The sequence below is a fragment of the Mesorhizobium loti CJ3sym genome (assembly GCF_000472785.1).
Taxonomy (GTDB): Bacteria; Pseudomonadota; Alphaproteobacteria; order Rhizobiales; family Rhizobiaceae; genus Mesorhizobium; species Mesorhizobium loti_E.
Window position 1 is genome coordinate 1 of sequence record NZ_AXAL01000043.1, and the last position, 18,922, is coordinate 18,922.

Consider the following 18,922-nt stretch of genomic DNA (forward strand, 5'->3'; position numbering starts at 1 on the left):
ACTTCTCCAAGCATCTCGCTCAGCCGTCCCTTGCGCTCCAAGAGAGGCACCTTTCGCAGATCGGCGCCATCGGCGAACAACAGATCGAAGGCAAAGAAGATCAAATCCTTTGTCCGGCGCTCCGATAATGCGACCTGCATGGCGGCAAAATCGGGTGCGCCATTCTCGCCCAGAGCCACGATCTCGCCGTCGACGATGACATTGGGGAAACTGGCCGCCTCTTTTGCAATGGCGCCAAACTTGTCCGTCCAGTCGAGGCCCTTGCGCGTCCTCAGAGTGGCGGTGCCTTCCTGGACGCGCAACTGGACGCGATACCCGTCGAACTTGATTTCGTGAACCCAGTTCGTTCCCGCAGGCGGGCGAGAAAGGGTCGCGCAAAGCTGTGGTGCGATGAAGTCGGGCATCTTGACCGCTTCAGCACGAACGGCGCGTTTCGGACGTGGCGATGCTTTCGGCGACGGCTTTGGCGATGCCTTTGACGACTTTGAGCGTTCCTCAGCGGCGAGCCCGCGATTGCTGTCCCACACGGCGTCCGCATCGGGCACCGATGAGCCTTGCATCATGAACGGCTTCGGGCCGGCCCCCTTCCCGGCAGCAATCTTTTCCATGCTCCGGCCCGAGGCGACGGACCTGTCCTGCGTCAGCACTGCGTCGCCATTGCCATCAGTCGCGTATTTGTCGCGGTGCTTGATCAAAAGCCAGTTGGTTCGCTTTCCGCCATTGCGGTCGTGCTTCATGCGCACGAGAACGAAACTTCCATGCAGGCGCTTGCCGTCAAGCGTGAATTTCAAATCGCCTTTCTCCAAGGCTTGTTCAGGAGACATAGCGCCTTCTGGCTCCCAGTATCCACGATCCCACAGCTGGACGGTGCCGCCACCATATTGCCCTTTGGGGATCGTGCCTTCGAAGTCGCCGTAGTCCAGCGGATGGTCCTCAACCTCTACCGCAAGGCGTTTATCCTGAGGATCGAGCGATGGACCTTTGGTGACGGCCCAGGACTTGAAGACACCGTCGAGCTCAAGGCGAAGATCGTAGTGGAGCCGTGTGGCTGCGTGTTTCTGGATTACAAACCGTAGCCGGTTTGATTTCGCGATCAAACGCTCGCCGCTGGGTTCTTTCGTTTTGGTGAAATCGCGTTTGGTCCGATAGGTATTTAGCTCGCCCTTCGTCATGGAAATGCCCCGGCTGATGACGCAACGCGACTCAACGCCTTTGGCGACATTTGGTTCGGTCCGCGGCGTTCCAGTCCGGTTTTGCCGTGTTTCGGTTGGAACTCTGGCGCCGCCTGCTTCGGAAACGGCGGCGCCGGATATTTTCGCGCACCGGCCTGCATCGCGCCGCCGAACTTGGTAATTCCGCATGAAAGCGGCCTGCTCGCCGCCACGCAGCTGCTTCCCTTTGTAAACTCGGTGTGGTCAGGCCGCTTGCAGGATTAGTGCAAACGCACACTACCCCTCGCCCGCGAGCGCGGCGAGAAATGATCGCCGCCATTCTGCTGCGTCATTGCGCCTGATGCGCTTGAGCAGTGCGCCGTGCCTAGCAATTCGTTCATCAAGGGGCATCACGAGCGCTTTTGCGATGGCATCGGCAACCTCGTCAACCGCATAAGGATTCACGATCAGGGACTCCGCAAGCTCTTCCGCCGCACCTGCAAAACGAGACAATACAAGCACTCCGGGATCGGCTGGATCCTGGGCGGCTATGTATTCCTTTGCCACAAGGTTCATCCCGTCACGCAAAGGCGTGACCAAGCCGACCTGGCTAGCGCGCAACAGACCAGCTAGCCGCGAGCGCGCTACGGCTCGGTGGATGTAGCGGATCGGGGTCCAGGCCAGATCGGCGTACTTCCCGTTCACCGCGCCAGCAGTTGCCTCTAGCTGTGACCGGATGTCAGCATAGGCGCTAACCTCCTCGCGCGTGGGCGACGCAATCTGCAAATAAGTTGCCGCCCGCTCTTGTTCAGGGTGCCTTTCCAGCAGGCGAGCGAAAGCCTGCATGCGGCCGGGCAGACCTTTGGAGTAGTCCAGCCGGTCGACGCCGATGATTTGTTTCAGTCCCAGAATCTGGCGGCGCATGGAATCAATCTGGACATCCTCGGCCGCGTCGTTGGCCATGCGGGAGAATGAATCGACGTCGATGCCTATTGGGAAGCACTTCGACAACACTGTCCGGCCATTTGCCTCAACTGCGCCGTTGGTATCAAAGGTCGTGGAATTGGTGGCTTGCACCGAGCGCCGAAAATTCGCCACGTCCGTTTCGGTCTGGAAACCCACAACGTCATACTGAAGCAGATCGCCGATGAGTTCTTCATGGTCGGGTGTGGCTACAAACAGGTCAGGCGGCGGGAACGGAATGTGCAGGAAAAAGCCGATCCGATTGCGGATTCCGAGCCGCCGCAACTCGGCGGCCAAGGGGATAAGATGGTAGTCGTGAATCCAGATTAGGTCGTCGTTGCCCGACAACAGTCCCACTAGCGCTTTCGCAAACCGCGCATTGATCTGCCGGTAGGCGGCTAGAAACTCTGCCCGGTGGTTCACCAAGTCTAGCCGATAATGGAACAGCGGCCATAGCGTACTGTTTGCGTAGCCGTTGTAATATAGCGAATAATCCTCGCGCGGCAGGATGAGCGCAGCCGTCTCGATCCTACCCAAGCGTTCGAGGCGGATCAGCGGTTGGTCGCTCGCGACAGAGTCCTGATGTTCGTCGCTTGCTCCGAGCCATAAGCCACCACGCTCGGCCAACGCATCCGCGACACCAACCGCCAGCCCGCCGGCTTGCGACAGATCGCGAATGTTACCTAACCTATTCGAGATGACAACCAGTCGGCGCGCAACGTTGGCGATTTGCCTGGGCTCGGCCAATCCGCCCTGGCCATGAGTGGCATCGCCAGACCTTTGCGAGGTATCGAGACTTTCGTTGGGTCGCTGAAACAAGGCAAATCCTGAGCTTGAAGACCGCTTGGCAACGGTCTGGGCATTCGATTGTTCCACGAAATTCGCCGTAGATTGTCTTGCTGTGCCACGCAAATTTTCGGCCTCGCGCCGGCCATGCCAGAAATGCGCACGCAACGACGAAAGACCTGCGCACGCCAGGGAGTTGGGCCGCAGCCAGCGTCCGCAATCCCAGTCGGCGTAGTGTCTCACATTATGGCGAGATGAACTTTTAGGTCGTTGCCCCCGCAATTGTCTGCCGGGAGAGGCTTACATGGAAAACGCAAAGCAGGCCGGATGGCTCGTATCGCAAGACAACTCCGCCAGATTGCTCATTGTCGAAAACGCGCGTCAGCAATTGCGTTCCAAAGCCCTTGCGCGTTGCAGGTATGACCGGAGGCCCTCCTGACTCACGCCATTTCAGCTTGAGTTTACGCCCATCCTCCTCGCCGGTAATCGTCCAGGCGATTGAAATTGTCCCGGCCCCGTTCGAGAGCGCCCCGTACTTGATGGCGTTGGTCGTGAGCTCATGAAGTGCCAAAGCAAATGAAAGCGCTACGGCTGGCGGAAGCCAGACATGCTCACCGCTGATCCGAAAACGGTCGAGCGGTGCGTGCGCGGTGATCGAGTTGGCGATCAGATCGCCGAGGTCCGCGCCGCTCCAATTTTGGCGTGTCAGGGCATCGTGAGCCTTCGCCAGCGAGACGAGCCGGGTCGACAGGTTGCGTCCTGCCTCCGGCAGATCCGCGGCGTTGCGGATTGTCTGGGTGGCGATCGACTGGACAACCGCCAGCGTGTTCTTCACCCGGTGATTGAGTTCGTTGAGCAGCAGCTGACGTTGCTCTTCGCCACGCTTACGCTCCGAGATATCCAAACTGATTTGCACGGCACCAATGATGGATCCGCTCGGATCGCGGATCGGACGTGCGCTGGAGAGCAGCTAACGGTGAACACCTGACGGCAGAATGTATGCAAATTCCTGGTTGTCGATCGTCTCACCGCGCATCGCCCGGCTCAAAGGACGATCTTCGCGAGCGACACGCTGCCCGTCCTTGACGGCCACCGTGTCAATAACGAGATCGGGTTCGCCGAATGACTTGGACGTTACCGTCGGTAGACCCATCAACTCGGCCGCGAAGCGATTTCGGATAACCTGGCGAGCTTGAGGGTCATAAGTAAACCATACGGCTGCCGGCACCGTATCAAGCACGGTCTGCAGCTCTCGCGTACGTTCCGTAATAGCGTGCTCTGCATTGACCATCGCCTGGGCGATCGTGGCGAACTCGGCCACCGAGGTGGACATTGGCCGAACTTCGCGGCCATTACCGAGCGACTCTGCGCGGCCAGCAAGATCAATCGTGGCTTGGGTCAGCCTTTTTCCAACAATGTAAGCGAGGGCAAGAGAGATAAGCAGCGCCGCCGCGCCAGTTCCACCAATCGCTGCGAGCGAACGCCAAAGCGGCGCCTGGACTTCCGAGAGCGGCACATTGGCGGTGTAAAACCATCCAGAGTACGTAGAACGGTAGTAACCTGCCAGCAGCGTTGTCCCTTCGAAATTGCGGGCCGTGAAACTGCCATGAGGCCTGACGATTTTTTCGACATACTCCGGCAACCCAGGCTTTCCCGTCATCTCCTCGTGTTGCTTCGACCGTGCGACGTAACTGCCGTGGCGATCGCCAATGCCCACAGTCCAGCCATGTGGTACGGCGGGCAACATGACATCGCGAATGCGGGCAGTCGGCACGGATACCGAAAGCAGCCACTCTTCACCGTTCGGTCCGGACACGCGTCTCTCGACCGCCACCCGATAGTCCGTGGTGTCTTTGGCCGCGAACACATTGCTGACCGAGATGCCGCCCGATTTCAGCTTTTCGCGTTCGTCGGTCGTCACAGGGTCGACGGGCGGCAATGGCTCTCCCGGTGCGACCTGCGTGTTTGCAAGTTGGCGGCCATCGAGGTCGCGCAATGCGATGATCTTATCCGTGCCCTGCGCAAGCCGACGCGCTTCATCCTCAAACGCTTTCAAATCCCCCTTTACGAGAGACCCCGATTTCGACAACCCATCGACGGTCGTCTGTAAATTGAGGAGTTCGGCCTCGACCACCAAGGAGACCTGTCGTGCCGTCTGCAAGGCATCCTGTTCAAAGCGGCTTTGTTCATGAAGCGCATATTCTACGAGGAGGTAGGCAGCAAACAGCCAGACTGGCAAAACGGCCACCGCGATAAGACCAAGCAAATGAGCCCGAGCCGATCGACGAGGCATGCTACCCTCCGGAAATGGGCTAACCATAGAGACAAGAAAACAAACAACAAGGGACAGCGCGGAGGCATGAAAGCGCCAGCGATACCCCGAGGTTTGGTTTGCTTTGATACTACCGACCGGCGGCTCTGCAACGGCTTGCGAGCTTTTCGCTCCATCAAGTGTTGATGGCAAGGGCAAATCTATCTGACGGGGAGCCCGTCACGTCCCGGGATTATTCCGAGGGGCACGGAGAAATGGCGATCCCGCCGTGAACCGTTCCTCGGTGAGAAGGTTCTATGGCTCATGGTTGACCTGTGGGTAGATGGTACATGTTCGACAACTTCGAGCTTGAAATGATTGATACCGAGGGCGGACCGATACGGCTTCGGCACGGCGGATCTGGGCCGCCGCTGCTTCTGATCCATGGCCATCCCCGCTCGCATATGACGTGGGGCCAAGTTGCGGACTTGCTGTCAGCAGATTTCAGAATTGTGTGCCCGGATCTTCCGGGGTTCGGGCGCTCCTACATACCGGCGGACGACCCAGAAAGCAGGTTCTCGTCCAAGCGGGCAAAGGCGGCGACGCTGGTGGAGGTCATGAAAGGGTTGGGCCACGACACTTTCTTCGTTGCGGGGCATGATCGTGGCAGCCTGGTCGCTTTCAGAATGGCGATGGACCATTCCGATTTGGTGCGAAAGTTGATTACGGTAGATGGATTGCCAGTTATCGAGCATCTAGAGCGTGCCGACTGGAAATTTGCCCGCGATTGGTACCACTGGTTCTTCTTCGCTCAACCCGAGAAGCCAGAACGGGCCATCCTGGCAGACCCAATGGCATGGTACAGCGCCTTGCGGCCAGATGAGATGGGACGTGAGGCCTATGACGAGTTGGTTTCCTTCATCCACGATCCTGCTGTCGTCCATGGGATGATTGAAGACTACCGCGCAGGTGTCAGGATCGACCATCGCCACGACCGTGATGATCGAGATGCAGGCCGGAAGGTGCGCTGTCCGATGCTTTGCCTCTGGTCGCTCGACGATGACTTGGAGCAGATCTATGGCGATCCGGTCGCAATATGGAAGCACTGGGCCGACGACGTGGGAGGCTTTGGGATAAAGAGTGGGCACCATGTCGCCGAAGAAAATCCAGCCGCTCTCGCGGCAGCATTCAAGGCCTTTCTCCAAAATGATAGCAATTTCGATCGCCGTTGCGTGCCAGGTACCTGATCGTCTGAAGCTAGACTGACAGGTGACGGACCTCAGCGTTCGACCCGCACGCTGGATTGCATTGCTGCGAGGTCCTGCTCGGAGCAGCGTAGGACCGGCCGCACGGGGTCGGAGATGTCAAGCTTGTCCCACGGAATCCGATAGATGCCTTCTCGATGGCGCAGCCGAATGAGGTCGAGGAGGGCCGTGCCGATCGACAAGGCTGACAGACGCTCGAACGCCGCGAAAATACCGACATGATACTCAGTGACGACAAGGTCGTCGCCATCTGCCTCGGCGACGATCTCTTCCAAGTGGCCGATGCATTGACCCTCCTTCGAGAATACGCGCCGGCCTGCCAGTTGGTCGAGATTTGCGGTTGCCATCGTCAAGCTCCCGGAATCCTTCCGACGATGTGGTCGCGCAACCAGTCCTGCCACTCAAAAATTGCAGTCTTGCGCACATCGACATCGATCTCGATGTCTAGGTCGATGTCGCGAACCTTGCTCCATGCCACCCGATGAGGCTTGGCATGGCGTTCGCCGCGCAGCTTGGCGACCAGAATGACCATCCAGCGTCCGGGGAGCGGTCCCAAGCGGCGCGCCAGCGCAATCGAGCCAATCTCGACGGCGATGACCCTTGGGGGCTTACCTTGTCTCAACTGGGCTACTATCCCGTCCACCTTGCCGATCTTGGCCTGATTGCGATCGACAACCTGCTTGTCCAAAACGTCGCGTATCATGTGCATCAGCCGCCTCCAAATATTTGTAGAGGAATGGTGACAACCGCAAGGATAAAGCCAAGCGCGATAATAAAGAGCACTGCCGCGTTGGAGATCACGCCGTTGCGATGTTCGCCTATATAAGACCGGTCATTGAGCAGGAAGAGAAATGGCACAACCGCCAGCGGCAGGCTTGCGGCCGTAAGGGCCATTGAAAAGATGGTAAGCTTCAGCGGATCAAGGCCGAGCGCAATCGGAATGGCGGCCGCGAAGATTGTGACGGTATAGACCATCGTGAAGCCTGGATCCTCGCGAGGCTTGCGGTCCTCGCCCCAATTCCACCCGAACCCCTGCGCGACGAGGTATGCCTGCTGAAGGGCGATCTCGACCGTGGCGCCGAAGCAGGCGATGCCAAGCGAGGCAACGAACAGCACAAAGCCCCAGAAACCGAACACCGGAGTCAGCATCAATGGCAATTGGTGGTAGTCGTCCACTTGGGTGATGCCGTTCGCTCCAAGCACCAACGCAGCGACGATAAGCACGGCTATGGAGATGGTCCCGCCGAAACTCATGCCGAGCCCGGCAATGGCGCGATTGATACCGAGATAACTCTTGTCCCACTTGTCCTCGATAGCTCCCGCGGAATAGAACATGAAGAGATATGGCGAGATGGAAGCACCCAGAATGCTGACAGCCATGAACCAGTAAGTAGCGGTGTCATGATGTGGCAAGGAGGGCACCGCACTGACGGCGACTCGGGTCCAGTCAGGCTTGAGGATGACCGCCGCTACGACGAAGCAGAGCGTCACCAGCCCCAACAGCGAAACGCCTTTTTCAATAAGGCCGAAAGTACCTTTCCACAGCAAGAGCCACGCAATGAAAGCTACCGGCAGCGCCCACCATTGGAAGCCGATCCCAGTGGCGAACTCGGCAGCAATGGAGACCCCACCGATTTCAGCAGACAGCACCAGGAAATTGACCAGCAACGTGCTGACCAGAGGCCAAAGGAACGCATTGAAGCCGAAGCGCTCGCGAATGCCGTCGGCTATCGTGTGCTTGCTGACGGCTGCGAAACGGCCGGCCATCTCCACCAGGAAAATAATGCAGATAGTCCCAAGGAGAATCGCCCAGACCAGCTGAAAGTGGAACAATGCACCGGTCTGGGCTGCTGTCGCCAACGATCCGACCTCAAGGAAACCGCCAACGCTGGTCACCACGCCGAGCGAGATTTCGAGCAATTTTTTCATGGATTTTTCGCTTGATCGGCGGGATCTGCCACAACGAACTTGGCAATGACAGTTCGAAGCTCCTGACCGGCTTGCCCCGCTTGTGCTCTGTCGCCGCTCGTGACGGCATTTTCGGCCCGCTCGGCAGCGGCTGTGAGTTGTCGCGCCAGTCGCTTGGAGGCGTCTGAAACGTCCGCCGTTTGTAGTTGCCGATCGTAGTCGGCTAACGCTTCGGCCAAAGACCGCAACGTGGCTCCCGCATAGTGGGATGGTGCGGCGCCGGCGGTCCAACTGTCGATGACCATGATCGCTGAATTGGCGGTGGACTTGGCGTTCTGCGCCTGCTTGTCTTCAGCATCGGATGAAGAACAGGCAGCTACGCCGGCGAGCAACAAAGCCGCCAGCAGACGCGACATGATGGTATTGGCGAACGTTACGACGCTCAGTGACATCGGATGCGTAAAGCATTGCGGTCGAAAAGGTTCCGCAAGCGTTCGGCTCAGGAACTACCCTCCCTGCTTGTGATCGTCACGTTCGCCGCGATGTCATTGCGGGCTTTGCTAACGACCGTATCCGGAGACCCGACTGCATCCTGCACGTCCTGCCGCCGAGGGGTCACTCGGCGAACGGTCGAAGAACCGCCAATCGCACGCTGTCCGTTGGCCGCCGCATTCGGGCTACACGCCTTCTTGAAGCGCGCCCGCGGCCTTTGGAACACACCGTGCGCAAGCTCGTTAGAAGCGGGCAACCTCGGACCGATACTTCATGAAACGACAAAAAAACTCAAAACCGCCGATCGACGTGGTTGGGTCGAGCACGCTTTCAGAATCGGGTGTTCCGAGCGAAGAACACGCAAAAAGATCGCGTCGAATACCAGCTGCGGCGATTGCCGCGCGGCTGGTCCAGGCCGTACGGGATGGCGGCGCGGACGACATGATTTTCATCGCACGGAGCGAGAACCAGGCAGAAGAAGTCTCAATTTCTTTCGCGCAGTTTATGCCGGAAACGCAGGTGATTTTACTGCCGCCGTGGGACTGCCTGCCGTACGATCGTATCAAGCCATCGCGTGAAAGCATGGGACGACGTGCAACCGCGCTTCTCGCTTTGGCCAAGCCGGCCAACACTCGTCCTCGCGTAGTGGTCATGTCCCCAGAGGCGGCGCTGCAGCGCTTTCTTCCTGCCGATGCCATTGCGAAGGCCTTCACATCCCTGGCCACCGGCGACCGCGTTGATGTTGAGGCATTTTGCGATCGCCTGCAGACTTATGGCTACCTGATGGACGACCGGGTCGACGAGCCTGGGGAATTCGCCTTGCTTGGTCAGGGCATCGAGGTGTTTCCATCAGGAGCGCCACATCCCTATCGCATTCTAATCGAGCGTGGGGTCGTCGACAGCATTCGGTCATACAACCCTGTGTCGCAACGCACAGATGAGAGTTTCGAGAACATCATGCTCGCGCCTTCGACGGAGTTGCTGGAATGCAGCTCAGCGCCGGCTGGACCTACGGAAGCACAATGCATGGAAATGCAGATGGTCGGGGCCGGCTACAAGCTCAACACCATCTTCGAACTCTTGTCGCACGCCCGTATCGCAATGGAGCCGGCCGTGGACGAACGCTTCGACGCCGCGATCGCGTTGATCGATGACGCCCGCCGGATGCGCGACAGGCAGCAAGGCCGCAAGCCGACCTCGGAGCGCTTCTACCTGGATCGCCCGACCCTTGATAAGCACCTCGCGAAACGTCGGATGAAGCTCGATTTGCAGGGCTTGTCGCCAACGCCGGATTTTATCGTTGAGGTCAACCCGTCAAAGGCCATGGGGAACTTTATTGCCGAACAGATCCAATGCGGTCGGCGCGTCGCCCTTGCCGGCCCTGCGGTGGACCTCGATCGAATGGTCAAGACGCTGCAACGGCATCTGACGCTTGATGTCGGCCACGCCGAAAGCTGGGCATCGGCACTGGGCGCCGAGCCCGCAACCTTGGCCAGCCTCAATGTCGATATCGATGACGGCTTTGTCGACGACAAGGCCGCTCTTGCGGTCGTATCGGCCGCCGACGTCTTCGGTACACGATTAAACCCGGGAGATCATGGAGCCCCCTCTCTCGCTCAGGAGCCAGAGTTGCGAATCGGCGACGTCGTTTTGCATGAAGGTCACGGCATCGCCGTTCTGCGAGACCTTGAAACCGTCGAGGTCGAGGGGATCGTCACCGATACCGTACGGCTTGAATATAATGGAGGAGCCACGCTTCTGGCGCCCGTAGAGGAATTCGGCCGCATCTGGCGTTACGGGGCCGATGAAGAGGCAGTGACACTCGACAGGTTGAAAGGGGATGGCTGGGCCAAGCGCCGGGCACAGCTCGACATGGAGATTGCTGAGGCGGCAGAACAGCTTGTCAGACTGGCTGCCGAGCGTGACAGAACTGGTGCCCGAGCGTTGAAACCACCGCGTATTCCTTATGCTCGTTTCGCCGGAAGGTTCCCCTATCCGGAGACCGCCGATCAGGCCGAGGCGATTGCCGCAGTCATCGACGACCTGTCATCTGGCAAGGCGATGAACAGGTTGATTTGCGGCGATGTTGGTTTCGGCAAGACTGAAGTGGCCTTGCGCGCTGCCGCCGTTGTCGCGTTGAATGGTTGTCAAGTCGCGGTCGTCGCACCGACTACAGTGCTGGCGCGCCAGCACTACGATACATTTTCCCGCAGATTTGAGGGCACCGAGGTGAGTGTGGCCCTTCTTTCGCGCGTCGTCAGCGAGGGCGAGTCAAGAAAGGTCAAGGCAGGGCTCGCCGACGGATCGCTTCGAGTCGTCGTTGGGACGCAGGCAATCGCGGCCAAGGACGTCACCTTTGCCGACCTCGGTCTGCTCGTTATCGACGAGGAGCACCGCTTCGGCGTCAAACTCAAGCAAACGCTTCGCGGCCTCGGCCAGAAGCTGCACGTTCTGTCGATGAGTGCCACTCCCATACCGCGTACGCTTGCGGCAGCCATGGTTGGTGTGCAGGAAGCCAGCCTGCTTTCTACGCCACCGGCAAGGCGGCGTCCGGTGCGCACAGAACTTGCCCCATTCGATAGAGCGTCGGTCAAGACAGCACTGATCCGCGAGCATCGACGGGCTGGCCAAAGTTTCTGCGTGGTCCCACGCATTGAGGACATCGAGCCCACGCTTGCTGAACTGCGCAAATTGCTGCCCGAATTATCCGTGCTAGTGGCCCATGGCGACATGAACACCGCCGAGATGGACGACGCTATCGTGACTTTCGCCAACGGGGATGGCGACATCCTTCTGTCGACAAACATCATCGAGAATGGCCTGGATGTGCCACGGGCCAACACCATCGTCGTGTTTCGAGCAGACCGGTTCGGGATGGCTCAACTGCACCAGTTGCGCGGCCGTGTCGGCAGGGGGCGGGTGCAAGGTTTGGCATACTTGTTAACCGAGGCTGGCAAGGACATCGCGCCGCAAACGCGCTCGCGGCTCTCGACACTGCTCGCTTTCGACCGGCTCGGTTCAGGGCTTGCCATCAGTGCCCGCGATCTCGACATGCGCGGCGCCGGCGATCTGGTTGGAGAGGAACAAGCCGGCCACATGAAGTTGATCGGGTTGAGTCTGTATCAGCGGCTGTTGGCGCGGGCGGTCGATAAGGTGCGGGGTAATAATGACACCTCGACCCTTGAAACCGAGATCGAACTGCAATTCTCGGGCACGCTTCCGTTCGACTATGTTCCCGAGGCTGTGGTGCGCCTCAACCTTTATTCGCGTTTGCAACGCTTTGAGACCCTCGCTGAAATCGATGCTTTTGCCGAGGAGCTTGAAGATCGGTTTGGAAAGCCGCCACCTGAGGCGACCATGCTAATCGATTTCGCACGCCTTAAGCTTGCGGCGGTGAAGGCCGGCCTCTCCAAGATCGGCGCTGGCCCCGTTGCCATAGCCATCGAATTTACAACGCCCGGTTCCAAATCCTACAGCCGCTTGGCCCAGCGCACCGACTGCGTTCGACGTGACGGGCGGCTCATCTTTAAGCTCGCCACCCAGCCCGGGCCGGAGCGGATAGCCGCTGTTCAAGGACTGGTGCTAGACGCTTTGCAATCGGCCCATCCGGCGTGATCGAAACTCAACACTGGCTGGGCAGGTCCACAGACGGTGCCTCGTCCCATTGAGGCGACGGGCCAGCCACGGCGAACGCCTAGGCAGATACTGCCTTGTCCGCTGGCAAATCCGACTGTACCTGGCTTCCTTCACTGATCGATATGATACCGTGCTTGAAAAAGACCGTGTTTGTCTCCCTGCCGGAATGCTCGAGCTCTCGCGGCCTGACAGCCAGTTCGCAATAGCCTTTCGTGCTGCACTGGTCTACGAGGCTCGACAACCGGGCGTTCTCGCTGTTGGCACGAAATTGCCTCCCGTCAATCGTAGTCACCACAAATTCAATCACCTTGTTCTCCCATCGTTGGTGAAATGTTTACTTGATTTCTCGGGTCGCTTGGCTTGCCAAACGGACCTCCCCGAGACTTCGGGTGAAGGACGATGCGTAACCCGCGCCGAAGCAGTTCGTTCCCCTGCAGCGTTGGTGAAGCCCCCGTATCAGGCCCTTCGTCGTGCATCACAGCGTTCATCCATTGAAAACGCCCAGCAGCAAAGGAGTTAACGATAGCACCGAGCAGGTGCGCCGAGCACAAAAGCCGGTCACGTTTCGCGTCGCTTTTGCAGGGCTTTTCGAGGCTAAAAAGAAAATTGATCACACCTGATTTCCGGAGGAACCCGGTGCGATCATCCGAGTTTGATTAGCACCCGAAGGGGTGATTTCAACCAAAGGAGATTGTCAGATGGCAGCCACCAAGAAAGCCAGTGCCGGCACCAAGGGCCTCGAGGATCTGTTCCTCGACGGCCTCAAGGACATTTACTACGCCGAAAAGAAAATTCTCAAAGCCCTGCCGAAGATGGCCAAGGGCGCGGAGGACCCCCAGGTGTCCGCCGCTTTCGAGAAACATCTTGTCGAGACGGAGGGCCAGGTCGAGCGACTTGAGCAGGTGTTTGATATCCTTGGCATTCCTGCGCGCGGCAAGACCTGCCCTGCCATCGACGGCATCATCGAGGAAGGATCCGAAATCCTGGAGGAATACAAGGGTTCGACCTCGATCGACGCAGGCCTTATCGCTGCCGCGCAGGCGGTCGAGCACTATGAGATCGCGCGCTATGGCACGCTGATCGCCTGGGCGACATCGCTGGGCAAGGATGACATCGTCGAACTCCTCAACGCCACACTCGAACAGGAGAAGGCCACCGACGATGCCCTGACCTCACTCGGTGAGTCCGGTGTGAACGACAGGGCGGCCGAGCAGCAAAAAGCGGCTTGATCCCACGCACTTAAAAAAGGGCCACGTCGATATCGTCGTGGCCCTTACCGTTAGGGTCGGTCACCCACCAATCCAACAGTTTACAAGCTGCTCAGTGGTCGCGGTCTCGATATGCTGGCCGTAGCGATTTCCGAACAGCCCGATCATGGCATCATGGGCCTCATCCGAGGCGCTGCAGACCGCATCCTGGACCACGATGGTACGCAAGCCATAGTCTGCCGCGCCCAACACCGTCGAAAGCACGCACATATCTGTTTCGCCGCCGGTGACGATTACGGTGTCGCAGCGCCGCTGCGCCAGTAGAGTGCGAAGGCTCGAGCCAAGCCAAGGCGAATACACCGGCTTGTCTACAACTGGCGCCGGCGGCGTAAACGCTCGAAGTTCCGGGACCAAGTCCACCTTTCGCGGGCCAAGGCGCTCAAGCGTCATGTCTGCCCATCGTTCATAGTAGCGTTTCCAAGTCCCCTGCCCGGCGCCGGGCCGCCTAGCCGGTATAAACCGCGTGAAGACCAATCTCGACGGCTGTGTGCTGCAAAGATCTACGATCCTGGGAAGCACACGGTCCATCCATGGCAACGACCATTGCGACGGTTCGCGGAACATCGCCTGCATGTCGACGCAGATGTGCACTGCGTTGCTGCCAATGGGTTCCTCGCGCAGCGTAGGGTCAGCGGCCATGTCAGCGCGAGGTCGAAAATTGCGACGGGGATTGCTGCGCATCGAACGCAACACCCAGGCCATGAGCCACGGCGCTTGCGGCGATCATGTCGTCGAGCTCGCTTCTGGAAACCGGACAGGTTTTCATGACAGTCAGGACAGCCGCTGCTGCCTGCCTCACCGACACAACATCGTGCCGCTTCTTCCGCACCTCGACGTACTGCTCGATAAGCATTTTGAGACGGCGCTCCTCTACCTCGTGTGACATCTTGATCCTCCACCCAGATCAACCGCGACCGGCGGTGCCCTTGTGGCACCCGCCGGGATTTCGATTGCTGTTAATTTGCGGCCCCGATCCTTGTTCCACCGCTCGGGCAGAAGGCGTCAACTTCGTCAACGATTGTCGCGACCAGATTGGCATCCGCAGCGAATTCGCCAACGATCGGCAACGCTTTAACGCCTCTCACGTTGAAGGTCTTAGTCGGCACCAAGGAAGCCTTAATGGACGAGAAAGATCTGTCCCATATTCACGGTGATCAGCCGGCCGCGGTGACGGCGGATGCGCTGCCAGACCGCAAAGAGTTGGCGGCCACAGCGTTTCAGCGGACACGCATGCCGATGGTGGTCACCGATGCCATCCAGCAGGATTATCCTATAGTCCTGGCAAACGAAGCTTTCCTGAAACTGACAGGATACGCTGCAGAAGAGGTTCTCGGCAAAAACTGCCGGTTCCTGCAGGGTCCGGCAACATCCAAAATCGCCGTTTCCGAAATACGAGCCGCGATAAGAGAGGAGCGCGAGGCCAGTGTCGAACTCCTCAACTATCGCAAGGATGGATCGGCCTTCTGGAACCAGCTTCACTTCAGCCCAATTCACGATGACAGCGGCCGTGTTGCGTATCACTTCGGCTCCCAGATCGACCGTACAGACTATCGGAGGATTCAGTCTCTCGAAGACTCCGAGCACCGGCTTCTTCTAGAGGTAGACCATCGGGCCAACAATGTGCTTGCGCTTGTCGACAGCATCGTTCGGCTTACTCGATCGGACGACGCTGCCTTGTATGCAGCCTCCGTACAGCGGCGTGTGCAATCTCTGGCCCGAGCCCACACTTTGCTTTCCCGACGCGGCTGGCATCACATCCCGCTACGGGAGGCCATTCGGACTCAGATAGAGCCCTACGGGGCGACACGGGCAATTTTGAGCGGCCCGGAGATCATGCTTGCAGCTCATGCGGTCCAACCGCTTGCGTTGTTCATTCATGAGCTCGCCGTAAACGCCGCGTCGCATGGCTCGCTCTCGCAGGACACCGGGCAGGTAGCCATCAGTTGGAACGAAATTCCGCAAACCAAAGGGCTTGCGCTCGTTTGGGAAGAAACGGGAGGCCCGCCGCCTGCGGGCATCCGGAAGGCGGGCTTTGGCACTGTGATCGCCGAGGCTACCATACGGCGGCAGCTTCAAGGGTTTACCGAGCGCGAATGGTTAGATCGCGGCGTGAGAGTCATCGTAGAGGTACCTAACGTCACGAGCGAGACCTAGCAACCCGTTCGGGCCATTCGGTGGTTACTATAAGAATTCGGGTTTCGCTCGTCGCGACAATTTCCAGGACGCCGCCTGCCGGCCACACCCCTAGGCCAACTTATGAGGCATCGGCGCTGAATCAGCCCCCAAGCTGAAGGCGATCGGCGCGGTGACCGTCGGGCAACTACGCGCCCAGAAAGGGCATCGCCATGCGCAGCTTCGGCGCCCAGTGACCTCGCTGGTCGAGATGCAGCAGGCCGTGGCGGCTTGCGCCATCCGCGCTGCCGAGAAACTGCGGCGCCACAAACATCGCATAGCTTCACGATACGATGGGATGAACTCCCGGAGATGGCCGCCCGGTAGGGCATAGGGCGTGAAACCAGTTGCGGCCATTGAAGTTCATGGTGGCCGCAGACCGGGCCAGCTAAAAAGCGGACGAATGGATCTGACTCTGAACCATAAGTGCGGGCGCAAATCTAGAAGATCTGATCCGCCTGCTCATCGCCTTACGAAAATACCGACTGGACCACGGAACTGCTGTCAAACCGCAAAGTTCTGCACCAGAGGGTCAATGAGTACGTCGGAAAATAACGAAGCCGTCTGCCATGGCGGCGCCCCGCAAGAGGTCACCCATGTCGAAGCCAACTGCGCCCCACATTGAACCTTATACCGGCCCAGCTGGTGGTTGGGGCTCCGCGAAGTCGGTGAGCGAGATCACACTTCGGGAACGCCTTCCTTTCCAAGGGCCAAGGGTTCTCGCGACCCAGAACAAGCCCGAAGGCTTCATGTGCGTCAGTTGCGCCTGGGCCAAGCCAGCCAAAGCGCATCCCCTCGAGTTCTGTGAAAACGGTGCTAAGGCGACAGCTTGGGAAATTACATCGAAGCGGGCCAGCCCCGCCTTCTTTGCCAAGCACCCGCTTGGCGAGCTTGAGCAATGGGAGGATCACGACCTTGAGGAACAAGGCCGCCTGACCCATCCGATGCGCTGGGATGCGGCCAGCGACAAGTATGTTCCGGTGCCTTGGAGAGAAGCTTTCGACGAGATCGGCAGGGAACTGCGCGCGCTGGATCCCCGCCAGGTCGACTTCTACACCTCTGGGCGCGCATCGCTTGAAACCAGCTACATGTACCAGCTCTTTGCCCGCATGTACGGCAGCAACAACATGCCGGACAGCTCCAACATGTGTCACGAGAGCTCTTCAGTAGCGCTGCCCGAGAGTATCGGGGCGGCGGTGGGCACGGCGATCCTGTCCGATTTCGAAAACACCGACTGCATTTTCTACATCGGCCAAAATGTCGGGACGTCGTCGCCGCGCCTCCTGCACGACCTCCAGGACGCCGTCGATCGCGGCGTGAAGATCGTGACCTTCAATCTGCTGCGTGAGCGCGGCCTTGAGCGTTTTATCAATCCGCAGTCCCCAGTCCAAATGGTGACTGGCAAAGAAACGCGAATTTCCTCGCAGTACTATCAGGTCAACAACGGCGGTGACATCGCCGCGCTGTTTGGTGTGTGCAAGGCCCTGATCGAGGCGGACGATGCACTGAAGGCGTCCGGTTCAACCCAGGTAGCGGGCGACGACGGCTTGCCCAGGGATCCAGAGAATGCGGCGATGTTCGCCTTTGCGGCATCAATCGCCTCCGCCGACAAGAAGCATGTGCTCGACCACGATTTCATTAAAGAACATACGGCCGGGTTTGAAGAGTTTGCGCAAGCGGCCCGAACTCATCGATGGGAGGATTTGGAGCGCGTCTCGGGCCTTAATCGGGAGCAGATGATGGAGGCGGCCGCGACCTACGCCAGGTCCGACGCCGTGCTGACGATCTACGGCATGGGCCTGACCCAACACCTGATGGGCGTTCAGAACGTGCATATGGTCTGCAACCTGGCACTGCTACGCGGCAACATCGGCAAGCCGGGAGCCAACATCTGCGCCGTGCGCGGACATTCCAATGTCCAGGGGCAGCGTACGGTGGGCATTACGGAAAAGCCCGGATTGGTGCCCCTAGACAAGCTTTCCGAGCTGTATGGTTTTGTCCCGCCCGACTGGACCGGCCGGTCGACTGTCGAAACCTGTGAAGCGATCATCAGCGGCGAGTCACGCGGGTTCATCAGTCTCGGCGGGAATTTTCTCAAGGCAGTGCCCGAGACCGGAGCTATGGAAGAGGGATGGCGCAAACTCAGGCTGACCGTCCAGATCGCCACCAAACTCAATCGTAGCCACGTCCTGCACGGACAGATCGCCTATCTTCTCCCATGCCTTGGCCGCATTGAGCTCGACCAACAAGCAAGCGGCCCGCAGTCGGTGTCGATAGAAAGCTCGATTGCGCATTTTCATGGATCGCGGGGCAAGACCAGGCCCGCGAGTCCCGAACTCCTCTCCGAGCCCGCCATTGTTGCCGGCATCGCCAAAGCCACGCTGGGCGACACCAAGGTTCCTTGGGACGCGTGGGTCGGCAACTATGCCGAGGTCCGCGATGCGATCGAACGGACTTATCCGGAAACCTTCAAGGATTTTAACAAACGGCTGTTCAAGCCGGGAGGGTTTGCGCGCCCGCTTCCGGCGCGGGAACGCAAATGGGTGACAAGAAGCGGCAAGGCGAACTTTATCACCCCGGAGAAACTGTTTCCGGAGCTGTCGACGGCGCAGAGCATCGATGTACTGCATCTCGCCACGCTTCGGTCGAATGACCAGTTCAACACGACGATTTACGGCTACAGCGACCGTTTTCGGGGAGTGAATGGCACCCGAAAGATTGTGTTCCTGAACCCCGTGGATATAGAGCGCCTCGGCTTTACTGATGGCGACAGTGTGGACATTGTCACAGCAATCGACGAGGCCACCGAGCGCAGGGTGACGGGCATGAAGATTGTCGCCTACCAGATACCAAAAGGATGTTGCGGGTCATACTTTCCGGAAACCAATCCGCTCTTTCCGACCGCTCATCACGACCCGAAATCGAAGACGCCTTCCTATAAGCTTTTGCCTGTCCGGCTTCGTCAATCTTCTCCAGCCGCTTAACCGAGGGGGCAGTAAACAAGGTGACAGGATCGCTGACCTGGTATCC

At 59.0% G+C, this 18,922-nt stretch carries 17 protein-coding genes; 5 read left to right on the forward strand and 12 right to left on the reverse strand.

What is annotated here, in order from left to right; all coding sequences use genetic code 11:
- The 4 genes from A3A9_RS0134240 to A3A9_RS46040 form a co-directional block, all read right to left on the reverse strand.
- A partial coding sequence (locus A3A9_RS0134240; RefSeq protein WP_027062580.1) for a DNA polymerase ligase N-terminal domain-containing protein occupies nt 1-1,172 on the reverse strand: 1,172 nt, incomplete at its 3' end.
- Nucleotides 1,173-1,448: 276 nt separating this feature from the next.
- Nucleotides 1,449-2,990, reverse strand: a complete 1,542-nt coding sequence (locus A3A9_RS0134250; protein ID WP_245279198.1) for an alpha,alpha-trehalose-phosphate synthase (UDP-forming) — start codon at nt 2,988-2,990, stop codon at nt 1,449-1,451.
- Between the two features lie 172 nt (nt 2,991-3,162).
- Nucleotides 3,163-3,816 (reverse strand): sensor histidine kinase, encoded by a 654-nt coding sequence (locus A3A9_RS46035; protein ID WP_245279199.1) that lies wholly within the window; start codon nt 3,814-3,816, stop codon nt 3,163-3,165.
- A gap of 54 nt (nt 3,817-3,870) precedes the next feature.
- Entirely contained in the window at nt 3,871-5,166 is a 1,296-nt protein-coding gene (locus tag A3A9_RS46040; protein ID WP_027062583.1) for a cache domain-containing protein, read from the reverse strand.
- Nucleotides 5,167-5,501: 335 nt separating this feature from the next.
- On the opposite strand from A3A9_RS46040, the gene A3A9_RS40365 reads away from it, so the two are divergent.
- Nucleotides 5,502-6,398, forward strand: a complete 897-nt coding sequence (locus A3A9_RS40365; RefSeq protein WP_051371426.1) for an alpha/beta fold hydrolase — start codon at nt 5,502-5,504, stop codon at nt 6,396-6,398.
- Nucleotides 6,399-6,430: 32 nt separating this feature from the next.
- Here the strand turns inward: A3A9_RS40365 and A3A9_RS0134270 are convergent, their stop codons facing one another.
- From A3A9_RS0134270 to A3A9_RS0134285, 4 genes are read right to left on the reverse strand one after another with little or no spacing between them, the layout of a single operon-like run.
- Nucleotides 6,431-6,763 (reverse strand): hypothetical protein, encoded by a 333-nt coding sequence (locus tag A3A9_RS0134270; RefSeq protein ID WP_027062584.1) that lies wholly within the window; start codon nt 6,761-6,763, stop codon nt 6,431-6,433.
- Between the two features lie 2 nt (nt 6,764-6,765).
- On the reverse strand, nt 6,766-7,125 hold the full coding sequence (locus A3A9_RS0134275) for a hypothetical protein (RefSeq protein ID WP_027062585.1): 360 nt from the start codon (nt 7,123-7,125) through the stop codon (nt 6,766-6,768).
- Complete coding sequence (locus A3A9_RS0134280) at nt 7,125-8,345, reverse strand: NRAMP family divalent metal transporter (RefSeq protein ID WP_027062586.1); 1,221 nt, start codon at nt 8,343-8,345, stop codon at nt 7,125-7,127. Before A3A9_RS0134280 ends, A3A9_RS0134275 begins: the two co-directional genes overlap by 1 nt.
- Nucleotides 8,342-8,776, reverse strand: a complete 435-nt coding sequence (locus tag A3A9_RS0134285; RefSeq protein WP_027062587.1) for a hypothetical protein — start codon at nt 8,774-8,776, stop codon at nt 8,342-8,344. The genes A3A9_RS0134280 and A3A9_RS0134285 overlap by 4 nt, the downstream gene beginning before the upstream one ends.
- Before the next feature lie 313 nt (nt 8,777-9,089).
- On the opposite strand from A3A9_RS0134285, the gene A3A9_RS40370 reads away from it, so the two are divergent.
- Nucleotides 9,090-12,431: a DEAD/DEAH box helicase gene (locus tag A3A9_RS40370; RefSeq protein ID WP_082222369.1), complete on the forward strand. Its 3,342-nt coding sequence runs from the start codon at nt 9,090-9,092 to the stop codon at nt 12,429-12,431.
- 320 nt (nt 12,432-12,751) lie between these two features.
- Here A3A9_RS40370 and A3A9_RS44515 read toward each other — a convergent pair whose 3' ends face one another.
- Nucleotides 12,752-13,066 (reverse strand): hypothetical protein, encoded by a 315-nt coding sequence (locus A3A9_RS44515; RefSeq protein WP_152536264.1) that lies wholly within the window; start codon nt 13,064-13,066, stop codon nt 12,752-12,754.
- Nucleotides 13,067-13,150: 84 nt separating this feature from the next.
- Here A3A9_RS44515 and A3A9_RS0134300 point away from each other — a divergent pair, with 84 nt between their 5' ends.
- A complete protein-coding gene (locus A3A9_RS0134300) occupies nt 13,151-13,681 on the forward strand; it encodes a ferritin-like domain-containing protein (RefSeq protein ID WP_027062589.1) in 531 nt (176 codons plus the stop codon).
- Between the two features lie 60 nt (nt 13,682-13,741).
- On the opposite strand, the gene A3A9_RS0134305 is transcribed toward A3A9_RS0134300, so the two are convergent.
- Together A3A9_RS0134305 and A3A9_RS0134310 are read right to left on the reverse strand one after the other, a co-directional pair.
- Nucleotides 13,742-14,422, reverse strand: coding sequence for a cysteine hydrolase family protein (locus A3A9_RS0134305; protein WP_343286148.1), 681 nt, complete (start codon nt 14,420-14,422; stop codon nt 13,742-13,744).
- Entirely contained in the window at nt 14,361-14,573 is a 213-nt protein-coding gene (locus A3A9_RS0134310; RefSeq protein WP_245279200.1) for a hypothetical protein, read from the reverse strand. Before A3A9_RS0134310 ends, A3A9_RS0134305 begins: the two co-directional genes overlap by 62 nt.
- A gap of 266 nt (nt 14,574-14,839) precedes the next feature.
- On the opposite strand from A3A9_RS0134310, the gene A3A9_RS0134320 reads away from it, so the two are divergent.
- Nucleotides 14,840-15,874, forward strand: a complete 1,035-nt coding sequence (locus A3A9_RS0134320; RefSeq protein WP_027062592.1) for a PAS domain-containing protein — start codon at nt 14,840-14,842, stop codon at nt 15,872-15,874.
- A gap of 166 nt (nt 15,875-16,040) precedes the next feature.
- On the opposite strand, the gene A3A9_RS46360 is transcribed toward A3A9_RS0134320, so the two are convergent.
- Entirely contained in the window at nt 16,041-16,166 is a 126-nt protein-coding gene (locus A3A9_RS46360; RefSeq protein WP_275451226.1) for a hypothetical protein, read from the reverse strand.
- 322 nt (nt 16,167-16,488) lie between these two features.
- Here A3A9_RS46360 and A3A9_RS0134330 point away from each other — a divergent pair, with 322 nt between their 5' ends.
- Nucleotides 16,489-18,876, forward strand: a complete 2,388-nt coding sequence (locus A3A9_RS0134330) for an FdhF/YdeP family oxidoreductase (RefSeq protein ID WP_051371430.1) — start codon at nt 16,489-16,491, stop codon at nt 18,874-18,876.
- Nucleotides 18,877-18,922 lie beyond the last annotated feature (46 nt).